General features: G+C 37.2%; 10 protein-coding genes. All 10 read left to right on the plus strand.

Going from position 1 to position 12,927, the window contains the following annotated elements; genetic code table 11:
* Window positions 1–70: 70 nt before the first annotated feature.
* The 10 genes from ACNSTQ_RS05380 to ACNSTQ_RS05425 all read left to right on the plus strand — a co-directional run bounded on the left by ACNSTQ_RS05380 (window position 71) and on the right by ACNSTQ_RS05425 (window position 12,923).
* The gene (locus ACNSTQ_RS05380; RefSeq protein ID WP_418198813.1) at window positions 71–331 is read left to right on the plus strand and encodes a stage V sporulation protein S; all 261 of its coding nucleotides are present in this window, start codon (window positions 71–73) and stop codon (window positions 329–331) included.
* A 420-nt stretch (window positions 332–751) separates the two neighbouring features.
* A complete protein-coding gene (locus ACNSTQ_RS05385) occupies window positions 752–2,494 on the plus strand; it encodes a 2-oxoacid:acceptor oxidoreductase subunit alpha (RefSeq protein WP_418198852.1) in 1,743 nt (580 codons plus the stop codon).
* Entirely contained in the window at window positions 2,495–3,361 is an 867-nt protein-coding gene (locus ACNSTQ_RS05390; protein ID WP_418198814.1) for a 2-oxoacid:ferredoxin oxidoreductase subunit beta, read from the plus strand.
* 175 nt (window positions 3,362–3,536) lie between these two features.
* A complete protein-coding gene (locus tag ACNSTQ_RS05395; RefSeq protein WP_418198815.1) occupies window positions 3,537–3,968 on the plus strand; it encodes a universal stress protein in 432 nt (143 codons plus the stop codon).
* 258 nt (window positions 3,969–4,226) lie between these two features.
* On the plus strand, window positions 4,227–5,840 hold the full coding sequence (gene miaB / locus ACNSTQ_RS05400; protein ID WP_418198816.1) for a tRNA (N6-isopentenyl adenosine(37)-C2)-methylthiotransferase MiaB: 1,614 nt from the start codon (window positions 4,227–4,229) through the stop codon (window positions 5,838–5,840).
* On the plus strand, window positions 5,840–6,271 hold the full coding sequence (locus ACNSTQ_RS05405; protein ID WP_418198817.1) for a RicAFT regulatory complex protein RicA family protein: 432 nt from the start codon (window positions 5,840–5,842) through the stop codon (window positions 6,269–6,271). The genes miaB and ACNSTQ_RS05405 overlap by 1 nt, the downstream gene beginning before the upstream one ends.
* Window positions 6,272–6,776: 505 nt before the next feature.
* On the plus strand, window positions 6,777–7,346 hold the full coding sequence (locus tag ACNSTQ_RS05410) for an outer spore coat protein CotE (protein ID WP_418198818.1): 570 nt from the start codon (window positions 6,777–6,779) through the stop codon (window positions 7,344–7,346).
* Window positions 7,347–7,492: 146 nt separating this feature from the next.
* The gene (mutS, locus tag ACNSTQ_RS05415) at window positions 7,493–10,108 is read left to right on the plus strand and encodes a DNA mismatch repair protein MutS (RefSeq protein ID WP_418198819.1); all 2,616 of its coding nucleotides are present in this window, start codon (window positions 7,493–7,495) and stop codon (window positions 10,106–10,108) included.
* A gap of 16 nt (window positions 10,109–10,124) precedes the next feature.
* Window positions 10,125–11,999 carry a DNA mismatch repair endonuclease MutL gene (gene mutL, locus ACNSTQ_RS05420; RefSeq protein WP_418198820.1) on the plus strand — a complete coding sequence of 625 codons (1,875 nt, stop codon included), beginning with the start codon at window positions 10,125–10,127 and terminating at the stop codon, window positions 11,997–11,999.
* Between the two features lie 117 nt (window positions 12,000–12,116).
* On the plus strand, window positions 12,117–12,923 hold the full coding sequence (locus ACNSTQ_RS05425) for a class I SAM-dependent methyltransferase (RefSeq protein WP_418198853.1): 807 nt from the start codon (window positions 12,117–12,119) through the stop codon (window positions 12,921–12,923).
* Window positions 12,924–12,927 lie beyond the last annotated feature (4 nt).

A 12,927-nucleotide genomic window follows, 5' to 3' on the forward strand; every position in this document is an offset into this window, starting at 1 on the left:
AGGAATATTAGAATATTTCGGGAATATATTTAATAAGCGGCAATTTTCATCATTAAGGGAGGTACAAGAAATGGAGATATTAAAAGTTTCAGCAAAATCTACACCTAACTCAGTAGCAGGAGCACTCGCAGGTGTCATAAGAGAACGAGGCGCAGCAGAAATACAAGCAATTGGCGCTGGAGCTCTAAACCAATCAATTAAAGCAGTTGCCATCGCTCGGGGGTTTGTTGCACCAAGTGGTATTGATCTCGTTTGCATTCCTGCTTTTACAGATATTGAGATTGATGGTGAAGAAAGAACAGCGATAAAATTAATTATCGAGCCAAGATAACGGCTCAATCCAAAAAGGGCTAACTTGCGAAGTTTCTCTCTTTGAAGAAGAGAAACGAGACGCTAAAGTTAGCCTTATTTGTGTAGATTTATTAAGATTGTAAAAAAAAATTTTAAAAAAATAATAAAAACCTTTGAAGTAGGTAGTCAACATTTGTTAGAATTATGTCAAGATCGTGAACAAAAAATGTTCCGATTCATTTTGACAAAATTTATACGTTTTCACTATTCCGTAATATTTTCCTTTAAAGTCTTGCTTTTTCTTATGGATAGATTTATTATTGTAATCGTTTAGTACATAATTATTCATGAGCATGGCACGTAAGTTACCCTCAGTTAGCCTAGTGAATTTACAAAGGGATTTACTATGCATATAGTGGAAACAGTCATTCTCATTCAATACGCCAAAGGGGTGGAGAAAATGATCAATCAACTTTCTTGGAAAGTTGGAGGACAGCAAGGGGAAGGTATTGAAAGTACCGGAGAAATCTTTGCTATTGCACTTAATCGTTTAGGGTACTATTTGTACGGGTATCGACACTTTTCTTCTCGTATCAAAGGTGGACATACGAACAATAAAATCAGAGTAAGCACAAAGCAACTTAATGCAATTTCAGATGACCTAGATATTTTAGTAGCATTTGACCAAGAAACAATCGATGTTAACTACCATGAACTTCGTGAAGGTGGAGTAGTTGTTGCTGATGCAAAATTCAAACCTACTTTAGCAGAGGAATCCAAAGCGACATTGTATGCGGTTCCATTTACTGAAATTGCTAACGATCTTGGAACTTCACTTATGAAGAACATGGTTGCAGTTGGTGCATCAAGTGCTATCCTTGGTTTACCTGTAGAGTCATACCGTGAAGTTGTTGAAGAAATCTTCAAGAAAAAAGGTATGTCAGTTGTTGAAAAAAACATGGAGGCTATTCAAGCTGGTGCTGACTTCTTCAACAAAGAAGCTGGTGGTCAAATTGAATCTCTCCAATTAGAAAAAGCTGATGGTAAAAAGCGTATGTTCTTGATTGGGAACGATGCGATCGCGATGGGTGCAGTTGCTGGTGGATGCCGTTTCATGCCTGCATACCCAATTACTCCTGCATCAGAAATTATGGAGTACTTAATTAAAAAACTTCCTGAATTCGGTGGAACAGTTATTCAAACAGAAGATGAGATTGCTGCTGTTACGATGGCTATTGGTGCTAACTATGCGGGTGTACGTACGCTAACTGCCTCAGCTGGTCCTGGCTTATCACTAATGGCTGAAGCAATTGGTCTTTCAGGTATTACAGAAGTACCACTAGTACTCGTTGACACACAACGTGGTGGTCCAAGTACTGGATTACCAACAAAGCAAGAGCAATCAGACTTAATGGCAATGGTATATAACACTCACGGTGATATCCCGAAAGTTGTTATTACGCCAAGTACAGTAGAAGAGGCATTCTACGATACAATTGAAGCATTTAATATTGCTGAAGAGTATCAATGCCCTGTAATTATTGTAACTGATCTTGCATTATCATTAGGTAAGCAAACAGTTGAGCCTTTAGATTTCAACAAAATTGAAATTCGTCGAGGGAAGTTTGATATAAATGAAGAGTTACCAGAGCGTCTAGATGGAGAGTACTTCAAACGCTTCCTAGTAACTGAAGACGGAGTGTCACCTCGTGTAGCTCCTGGAATGAAAAATGGGGTTCACCACGTAACTGGTGTTGAGCATGATGAGACAGGGAAACCATCTGAGAGCCCTGAAAATCGTGTAGCACAAATGGACAAGCGATTACGTAAATTAAACTCGCTAGCGGACCGTTTCGATACACCGATATATTCGAATGCCCCACACGAAGAAGCAGATCTATTAGTCATTGGTATTAACTCGACTCGTGGTACAATTAACGAAGCAATGCCACGATTAGAAGCTGACGGAATTAAAGTGAACCATGCACATGTTCGTTTACTGCACCCATTCCCGACAGAACAGTTAAAGCCATTAATGGATCGTGCTAAGAAAGTTGTAGTTGTTGAGAATAATGCAACTGCACAATTAGCAAGTATTATCAAAATGAATGTTGGCGGAACAAATGTTGAAAGCATGCTTAAATATGACGGTAACCCATTCCTGCCATCAGACATCTACAAACAATGCAAGGAGTTGGTCTAAATGGCAACATTTAAAGACTTTCGTAATAAAGTAAAGCCTAACTGGTGTCCAGGATGTGGTGACTTCTCGGTACAAGCAGCTATTCAACGTGCCTCTGCGAATGCTGGATTAGAGCCAGATAATCTTGCTGTTGTTTCAGGTATTGGATGTTCTGGTCGTATCTCAGGTTACATTAACTCATATGGTTTCCATGGTGTTCATGGACGTGCTTTACCAATTGCACAAGGTGTAAAAATGGCAAATCGTGATTTAACAGTTATCGCTTCAGGTGGTGACGGTGATGGATTTGCGATCGGAATGGGTCACACAGTTCATGCTATCCGTCGTAACATCGACATTACGTATATCGTAATGGATAACCAAATTTACGGTTTAACAAAAGGTCAAACATCACCTCGTAGTGAAATGGGCTTTAAAACAAAGAGTACTCCAGGTGGTTCAATAGAGTCTGCTTTAAACGTAATGGAAACAGCTCTAACTGCAGGAGCAACATTTGTTGCACAAAGCTTCTCAAGTGACCTTAAAGAACTGACATCTTTAATTGAGCAAGGGATTAACCATAAAGGTTTCTCATTAATTAATGTATTCAGTCCTTGTGTTACATTTAATAAAGTAAACACGTATGACTGGTTTAAAGATAACCTAACTAGCCTATCGGCAATTGAAGATTACGATTCATCTAATCGTATGCAAGCGATGCAAACATTAATGGAAAACAAAGGTTTAGTTACAGGGCTTATCTACCAAGATAAAGAAAAGAAATCGTACCAAGAACTAGTTGCTGGTTACGACGAAAACGGCCTTTCTAAACAAGATTTAAAACTTGATGAAGAGAAGTTCAATCAGTTAATGGCTGAATTCATGTAATATAATTGTGAAGAAGAAAAGACGTCCAATGGAATTGGGCGTCTTTTTAATATATCATATGAGTGAAAAGAATTAAATAATTTTCAGAAAAATGTAAAAACTTTTAGGTGAATTTTCTTCCTTTAGTGTTAAAATTAGGATTGTAACAGAATAAACGTATTGGGGGGAGAGTTAGATGTTTAGTTTTTATTCCCGAATAGTTGTTGCATATGATGGTTCTACTTTAGGTAAAAAAGCATTAGAAATGGCAAAAGCATTAGCAAAACAAGATGACAGAATTGAAGTTAACGTTCTTTATGTACTGAATCCAAAATACTTAGGAAGTGAGTTTGGCGTTTATGAAATGCTTTTAGAAAACCAGAAGGAAAAGATTAAAAAAACATTGGACGATGCGAAAATAGTAATGGAAGACTTAAAAAACCCTAAAGATTATGTTGTATTAAATGGTAATCCTGCAGAAATGATCATTGAGTATTCGAAAAAGAAAGATGTTGACCTAATTGTTATTGGAAGCAGAGGGCTTAGTACTATCAAAGAAATTGTTTTAGGAAGTGTAAGTCACAATGTTGTGCAACATGCACATTGTCCAGTACTTGTTGCTAAATAAATAGGATCTTAAAAGATGCGTCGAATCACTATGATGCATCTTTTTATTATTCCCGTAAAGTATCAATCTTACCATAGTGCTTTCAAATATGATGAAAGAAGGTAGATACTTTAAGATTCTATCATAAGATTAAAAGTTTCATTAGTTCTTCAATGGTTATTCATATGGAATGTTGTGTAGAATGATAGAAGCGTATATAATATTATTTTGTACGTCTCATTATATTTCTCTAAAATACGAGAAAGGAGCTTATAAATCATGAATGAAAACATTAACAACAAAAGCAAAGAGGTTTCCACACAGGACGTAAAATCCTCTAGTGGGAATAGTACTAAAGACTATAGCAAATATTTTGACTTCTCTAATGCGAAAGTGACAGAGCGAGAAGATGGTAAAAAAGTAATGAGAATTAGTGGTCGTAATATTTTAATTAACGACCAACCTGACTATTCAAAAGGTAAGCGTCGCGGTAAGGAAGATGTTCAAGTTCATTATGACTTTAACATTCCTGAAGATATGAAAGAAATCGGTAAAGGGAAATCTTTCTTAATTCGCACGTACGGTTGTCAAATGAACTACCATGACACAGAAAACATGGCAGGGATGCTAGTAGAGCTAGGATTCACTGAAACAGAAGATACGAACATAGCAGATATCATTATTCTTAACACTTGTGCAATCCGTGAAAATGCAGAAAACAAAGTGTTTGGTGAGATTGGAAATTTAAAGCCTCTAAAAAGGGAAAGACCAGAACTGATCTTAGCAGTATGTGGCTGTATGTCTCAAGAAGAAGGCGTAGTAAACCGTATTATGCAGAAGCATCAGCACATTGACTTAATTTTTGGAACTCACAATATTCACCGCTTACCACACTTATTAAAAGATGCAATCTTTGGTAAAGAAATGGTTGTTGAAGTTTGGTCTAAAGAAGGTGATATTGTTGAAAATATGCCACGTAAGCGTCAAGGGAATACTCAAGCGTGGGTAAATATTATGTATGGTTGTGATAAGTTCTGTACGTATTGTATCGTCCCTTATACGCGCGGAAAGGAACGTAGCCGCCTTCCTGAAGATATTATTGCAGAAGTACGTGACTTAGCTCGCCTAGGCTATAAAGAAGTGACTCTACTTGGTCAGAACGTAAATGCATATGGTAAGGATATTGAAGGAATTGATTATGGTCTTGGAGATTTAATGGACGAACTTCGTAAAATTAACATTCCAAGAATTCGTTTCACGACAAGTCACCCAAGAGACTTTGATGATCATCTAATCGAAGTTCTTGCTAAAGGCGGGAACTTAGTAGAGCACATCCATTTACCAGTACAGCATGGAAATTCTGAAATTCTAAAATTAATGGCACGTAAGTATTCGCGTGAGCAATATTTAAAATTAGCTGGTAAAATAAAAGAAGCTATACCAAATGCATCATTTACGACTGATTTAATTGTTGGTTTCCCTAATGAAACCGAAGAGCAGTTTGAAGATACACTTTCATTAGTACGTGAGATTGAGTTTGACAGTGCTTTTACGTACATTTACTCTCCACGTGAAGGGACACCTGCAGCTAAAATGGTTGATAATGTGCCCATGGAAGTTAAAAAAGAAAGACTAGCTCGCTTAAATGTATTAATTAATGAAGTGTCGGCTAAGAAAAACTTGGACTATCAAGATAAAGTTGTCGAAGTTTTGGTTGAAGGCGAAAGTAAAAAAAATCCGGAAATCTTATCAGGGCGCACACGTACAAATCGTCTTGTGAACTTTAAAGCATCTAAGTCAGTTATCGGCAACATTGTCTATGTTAAAGTAACAGATGCTAAAACGTGGTCGTTAGATGGAGAAATGGTTGAATTAGCAGGGGTGAAGGAATAATGGAAAAAGTGTACACAAAACGTGAGATTGTTGAGAAAGCAACAGAACTAGCAAAAATGATTGCTGAAACAGAAGAAGTTGATTTCTTTAAGAAAGCAGAAAAGCAAATTAACGAAAATGTAAAAGTTCAAGAATTGATGGCTAAAATTAAGCGTACGCAAAAAGAGGCTGTTAACCTACAACATTATGGTAAAATAGAAGCTCTTAAAAAAGCAGAAGCTAAAATTGATGCTTACCAAGAGGAGATAGACCAAATTCCATTAGTACAAGAATTTAAAAGTAGTCAAATGGAAGTTAATGATATTCTTCAACTTGTCTCATCAACGATTTCTAACACTGTGACAGATGAAATTATTAAGTCGATGGATGGGGATCTATTAAAAGGGACAACAACGAAAAGTCCATTTAGTTCAGGTGGATGCAAAAGTTAAGTACACATAGAAGCCTTCTCTGATTAAGAGAGGTTTCTTTTTTTAGGCCTTAAAGCAGTCACACTATCTTCAAAGAGTTAAAAAGAAAGTTAAATAATTCTTTCATGTATTCTGGTACATGTGAATACTAATTATTAATCAATGAAAAACTGCCCAAAAAATAATTTAATGAAATCTAGAAAAAGGAACATAATTGCAAGGTTTGCCTCATATCGTTTTATAGATTATGTATTGGAATTATCGTCTCTTTTTACAAGAAATTTATTTTTTTGGCACAATGGTTATTCGCCCTGCATAGGATGGAAGTGAAGAATTGGCGACGCTAGTTTGACCTAAGACTAAGACATCGTATTTTGAATTAGATGGACGCCGGTCTAATTTATCGGGCTACAAAGTCAGGCTTTCTCCTATGACTTAACTTCGACACCTAGACATGATGTTGAAGCGAAGTACTTACGGCGACATGCCGAGTTTTTCTAACGATTTGATCGAGGAGGGTTCACTCATGTCACAAACAGATAACTTAAATTATCGTGAAATTATTACGAAGGCGGTTTGTGGTAAGGGAAGAAAGTTTACTCAAGCTAGTCATACAGTAAGCCCTTCCCACAAGCCAACGAGTATCCTTGGTTGCTGGATTATCAACCATAGATACGAAGCAGCTAAAAAAGGTGATGCGGTGGAAGTACAAGGTAGTTATGATATTAACTGTTGGTATTCTCACCAAAACAACACGAAGACAGAAGTAGCTACTGAAACGGTAACTTACACAGACGTAGTACCATTACAAGTAAAGGACGACAACATTTTATCTGAGGACGTTCAAGTCATGGCAAAAGCAATTCAGCAGCCTAACACACTTGAAGCAACAATTTCACCAAATGGCTCAAGTGTTGTCGTTCAAGTAGAACGTGAATTCTTGACTGAAGTAATCGGTGAAACGAAAATTCATGTCGCGGTTCATCCTGACGGAACGATTGCTGAGCTAGATCCTTCCATGTTTGAAGAAGACGTAACGGATGAAGAGTTCGAAGACCTAGACCCTAACTTCATGATGGGGGACACAGAAGAATAGTTGATAAATGAGCTAGGAAGGAAATTACTTCCTAGTTTTTTTATATTGAGGTGTCAGGCACCTTTAACCTACTAAAGGTGCCTGACACCTCATCCTTGAATATGATATAATAATAGGCGTAAAATGTAGAATTTTGGGGGATTACAATGGCACAGCATACGCCTATGATACAGCAATATTTAGGAATTAAGGCACAATATAAAGATGCCTTTTTATTTTTTCGTTTAGGAGACTTTTATGAATTATTCTTTGAAGATGCGAAGCTCGCAGCAAAAGAATTAGAAATTACGTTAACTGGAAGAGGTGGTGGTGAGGATCGCATTCCAATGTGTGGAGTCCCTTATCACTCAGCTGAACAATACATTACTCAATTAATAGAAAAGGGATATAAGGTTGCTCTTTGTGAGCAAGTAGAGGATCCGAGAGAAGCGAAAGGGGTCGTTAAGCGAGAGGTTGTTAAGTTAATCACCCCTGGAACAGTAATGGATGGTAAAACCATTGCCGATAAAGAAAATAATTTTATAACATCGGTGTCCGATTTAGATGAAGGGCGTTTCGGTTTTGTTCGTACGGATTTAACGACTGGTGAAAGTTCTATCACTGTATTAACAGGTGGAATAGATGATGTCGTTTATGAGCTTGCTTCGATTGCGGCTAAAGAAGTAATAGTTTCACCAAACTTTAACGAGTCGTATCTTAAGTTGGTAAAGCAAAGATTATCAATTACTATTTCATTTGAAGCCGATGAGGGTGTACCGGAGTTCTTCCAATCGATTTGTGAGGGGATTCAACATGACAATCTTGTGGGAACGATCGGAAGGTTATGTAATTATTTAGTTCGAACACAAAGGCGTTCGCTTGATCATTTACAGCAAGTTCAATATTATACGGCTAATCAATATATGAAAATTGATTATCATTCAAAGCGAAACTTAGAATTAATTGAAACGATTCGAGAGAAAAAGAAAAAAGGCTCATTACTATGGATTGTTGATGCAACTGTAACGGCTATGGGTGCCCGCTTATTAAAAAAGTGGTTAGAACGTCCATTAATTAATCAAGGAGAAATTGAAGAGCGTCTAACGGTTGTTGAGACGTTTATGGAGCAATTCTTTACCAGGGAAGAGTTACGAGAAGCTCTGACTGAAGTATATGACCTAGAACGCCTTGCGGGGAAAGTAGCCTACGGTAATGTGAATGCACGAGAGCTTGTTCAACTACGCAGATCCCTCCAACAAGTTCCGAAGATCGTTCAGATCGTAGAACAGCTTCATGTTCCTTTATCAGATCGATTAATTACGACGATCGACCATTGTGATGAATTATTAGACTTATTAGAAACGAGTATTGTTGATGATCCTCCATTATCTGTTAAGGATGGTGGGATGATTAAAACTGGTTTTAATAGTGAACTAGATACTTATAGAGATGCAAGTTTGAATGGGAAAACGTGGATTGCTGCACTTGAACAAAGAGAACGGCAAGAAACAGGGATCAAGTCGCTTAAGATCGGTTATAACAAAGTATTTGGCTACTATATTGAGGTAACTAAGTCCAATATCCCAAACCTTCCAGAAGGACGTTACGAACGAAAGCAAACGTTAGCTAATGCTGAACGTTATATAACGCCAGAACTTAAAGAAAAAGAAACGCTTATTCTAGAAGCAGAAGAAAAAATTGAGTTGCTTGAATATGATTTATTTCAACTGATCCGTGAACAAGTAAAAAGTTATATACGCCAACTTCAAGAGCTGGCTAAAACCATAAGTACATTGGATGTGTTACAGAGCTTTGCGACAATCAGTAATGAGCAACACTTTGTGAGACCAAAGTTTACAGAAGATCGGCAAATTCATATTGAAAATGGACGGCACCCGGTTGTTGAAAAAATGATCGACCGCGGGCAATATGTTTCAAATGATGTTGTCATGGATCGCGAACGTGAAATATTATTAATTACGGGACCAAATATGGCCGGTAAAAGTACGTATATGAGACAGTTAGCATTAACGTCTATTATGGCACAAGTCGGGTGTTTTGTTCCTGCAACAACTGCAGTTCTTCCAATTTTTGATCAGATCTTTACGAGAATTGGTGCGGCAGATGATTTGGCAAGTGGACAAAGTACATTTATGGTAGAGATGTTAGAGACAAAACATGCGTTAACAAATGCAACGGAAAATAGTTTAATTTTATTAGATGAGATCGGTAGAGGAACATCCACCTATGATGGGATGGCACTCGCCCAAGCAATTGTTGAATATATTCATGAGCAAATTGGAGCCAAGACTTTATTCTCTACTCACTATCATGAACTTACCGCGTTAGAACAACAATTAGAACGACTCAAGAACGTTCATGTTTCAGCTATAGAGGAGAATGGTAAAGTTGTATTTTTACACAAAGTTGTTGACGGACAAGCTGACAGAAGCTATGGGATTTATGTTGCGCAACTAGCAGAACTTCCAGAACATGTTATCGTTCGAGCGGATGAAATTTTACACCAATTAGAGGGTGTGGACAAACAAGCGGTACTTCCTTTTAACCCAAAAGTGGAAATCGAAGGACGTGAAGTAAAAGAGGGACAACCTATTCAATTATCTTTATTTGGTGAAAATGAACATCAACCAAAAAAAACTCAAATCAGTTCTGCAGAAACAGGAATTATTAAAGACCTTAAAATGTTAGATATTCTAAATATGACACCGTTTGAAGCGTTACAAATGTTAAATGACATTCAGCGAAAATTAAGAAAAAGCTAAGGAGGTGCGTGAAGCCATGGGGAAGATTGTAAAGTTAGATGAACAGTTATCAAATAAAATTGCAGCTGGGGAAGTGGTGGAACGCCCCGCTTCAATCGTTAAAGAGTTAGTCGAGAATGCAATTGATGCAAATAGCACACAAATCGTTATTGAAGTTGAAGAAGGCGGACTCTCCAAAATTAGAATACTAGATAATGGTGATGGTATTTTACCTGATGATGTTGAGACGGCTTTTTATCGTCATGCAACAAGTAAGATTAAAACGGATAAAGACCTTTTCCATATCATTACTTTAGGATTCCGTGGTGAAGCCCTGCCAAGTATTGCTTCAGTTTCATATCTTGAATTGAATACGAGTACCGGCGATGGTGCAGGAACATGTATACAATTAGAAGGTGGAAAAATTACTGCAAAACAGTCGGCTAACAGTAGAAAAGGAACTGAAGTTACAATAACGAACCTTTTTTATAACACTCCGGCCAGGTTAAAGTATTTGAAGACGGTTCATACGGAATTAGGTAATATAAGTGATATTGTGAACCGTATTGCATTAGCACATCCTGAGATTGCATTTGAACTCTACCATAACGGAAAGCAGATGCTGCAGACAAATGGGAATGGGAGTCAACTGCAGGTCTTGCATTCGATCTATGGTGCGGCTGTTGCAAAACAAATGTTGCCAATCGAGTTAGAAACGATAGACTTTCAAGTTACCGGTTTTATTGTGAAGCCTGAAATAACTAGAGCATCCCGGCAATACATGTCTACCTTTGTAAATGGAAGGTATATTAAAAATTATTCATTAGCGAGAGCGATCCAAGAAGGTTATCATACGCTTCTTCCGATTGGTCGATATCCGATTGTTGTACTAAATATAAAGATGGATCCTTTATTGATTGACGTAAATGTTCATCCTTCTAAATTGGAAGTTCGATTAAGTAAAGAAGAGGAACTAACGACGCTCATAAAAGAGGGAATTCAAAGTGTCTTTAAAAAAACACAGCTCATTCCTGAAGTGGTTCGGGAAAAAAAGGAAAAACCGAAATCAGAACAAATCGCTTTTCAACTCAATCATGAAGAACGACAGGTAAGGACGGTCGAATATCAACCGACTAATTCTACATTTGCAACATATAATGCACCTAAACCAACTAAAAGCGATGAAGAACAACCAATTGAACTTGACGATGTTTTTAAAGAAGAAAAAAGCATCTCTACTGAAAAAGTAGAGAAAGCTGAAGTGGAAGAAGATACTTCAGTAGAAAATACAGTTAAGGAACAATCATTCTACGAGTTTGCACAAAATGATCGTGTACCGACCCTTTACCCGATCGGTCAAATGCACGGAACGTATATACTTGCCCAGAATGAACAAGGTCTCTATATTATTGACCAACACGCGGCACAAGAGAGAATTAAATATGAGTATTTTAAAGAAAAAGTTGGACAAGTTACTTCAGAACTTCAAGACCTTCTTGTGCCAATTACACTTGAATGCACTCAAAGTGAGTTTATAACCTTAAAGGACTACTCAGAAGAGTTAAAACAAGTCGGCTTATTTTTAGAACCATTCGGTAATCAAACCTATATCATCCGTTCATATCCTACTTGGCTACCTAAAGGCCTTGAAGATGAAACATTACGAGAAATGATTGATCAAGTCGTGTCCAAGAAAAAAATAGACATAAAAAAACTTCGTGAAGAAGCTGCGATTCTAATGTCTTGTAAGGCAGCGATCAAAGCTAATCGTCATTTAAGAACAGATGAACAGTTTGCCCTATTAGAAAGTTTACGAAAGTGTATGGATCCCTTCACTTGTCCGCATGGGCGTCCAATCCTTATTCATTATTCGACATATGAAATGGAAAAAATGTTTAAAAGGATAATGTAAAAAGTAATTATGGAATGATTATCACTCTTTCAATGTGGATATAATGATAGATGGCTTATCTACTAATAAGTTGCGAGTCAGGTGTGAAAGGGTCTATAATATGGAAGCACTATAGTGATGTGGAGAGATAATGTGTATATAACAACAGCCTTAAAGCATAATGAAAAATTAGTAGAAAAAGCTAAAAAAATAAGTATAGACATGAATGCTTCATTTATTAACCGAGAAGACAAACCCATAGAGGCTTTGGTAGAAGAGCTTGGAGATGACATTTTAGTTGTTGGAAAGGAAAAGCTCTTCTATTACTCCATTCATTCAACCGAACCTTTCTTTTTTCACCCGAACTCGGCAATGTTCCGTTTTAAAAGATTGCAAAAAGATGGGTATGATCCATTTATAGAAGTTTCCCAGTTAAAAGAAGGGATGACTTTATTAGATTGTACGTTAGGTCTTGGTTCGGACGCGATTATTGCTCAATCTGTTGTTGGTTCGTCGGGAAAAGTAGTAGGGATTGAAGAAAGTCGTCCGATCGCTTATATTGTTAATGAAGGTTTGAAGTTTTGGGATTCTGGTAATAACTTATTTAATCAAGCGATGCGGTCGATAAAAGTTATTCATGGAAATCACTTGGATCATCTCCGTAGTTTGGAAGATAATAGCTACGATGTCATTTATTTTGATCCAATGTTTGAAGCTGATCTAGAAACATCGCAAGGGTTAACGCCGTTAAAGTCTTTAGCCTGGTATCATCCAATAACTATTGAAACGATTGAAGAGGCGAAGCGGGTAGCGAGACAGCGGATTGTTTTTAAAGATCATTGGAAAAGTGATCGGTTTGCTAAATTTGATTTTGACGTGATAAAAAGACGAACTTCAAGATTTCATTTCGGTTACTACGAGTTAAACAACCAAATGAAAAGTTGATAAG

The sequence above is a fragment of the Alkalihalobacterium sp. APHAB7 genome, from assembly GCF_048323755.1.
Taxonomy (GTDB): Bacteria; Bacillota; Bacilli; order Bacillales; family Bacillaceae_F; genus Alkalihalobacterium.

Bases quoted from the DNA above. Each gene is read 5' to 3' on its own strand.
- ACNSTQ_RS05380 (WP_418198813.1), top strand. From the start codon at position 71: ATGGAGATATTAAAAGTTTCAGCAAAATCTACACCTAACTCAGTAGCA.
- ACNSTQ_RS05385 (WP_418198852.1), top strand. From the start codon at position 752: ATGATCAATCAACTTTCTTGGAAAGTTGGAGGACAGCAAGGGGAAGGT.
- ACNSTQ_RS05390 (WP_418198814.1), top strand. From the start codon at position 2,495: ATGGCAACATTTAAAGACTTTCGTAATAAAGTAAAGCCTAACTGGTGT.
- ACNSTQ_RS05395 (WP_418198815.1), top strand. From the start codon at position 3,537: ATGTTTAGTTTTTATTCCCGAATAGTTGTTGCATATGATGGTTCTACT.
- miaB (WP_418198816.1), top strand. From the start codon at position 4,227: ATGAATGAAAACATTAACAACAAAAGCAAAGAGGTTTCCACACAGGAC.
- ACNSTQ_RS05405 (WP_418198817.1), top strand. From the start codon at position 5,840: ATGGAAAAAGTGTACACAAAACGTGAGATTGTTGAGAAAGCAACAGAA.
- ACNSTQ_RS05410 (WP_418198818.1), top strand. From the start codon at position 6,777: ATGTCACAAACAGATAACTTAAATTATCGTGAAATTATTACGAAGGCG.
- mutS (WP_418198819.1), top strand. From the start codon at position 7,493: ATGGCACAGCATACGCCTATGATACAGCAATATTTAGGAATTAAGGCA.
- mutL (WP_418198820.1), top strand. From the start codon at position 10,125: ATGGGGAAGATTGTAAAGTTAGATGAACAGTTATCAAATAAAATTGCA.
- ACNSTQ_RS05425 (WP_418198853.1), top strand. From the start codon at position 12,117: ATGTGGAGAGATAATGTGTATATAACAACAGCCTTAAAGCATAATGAA.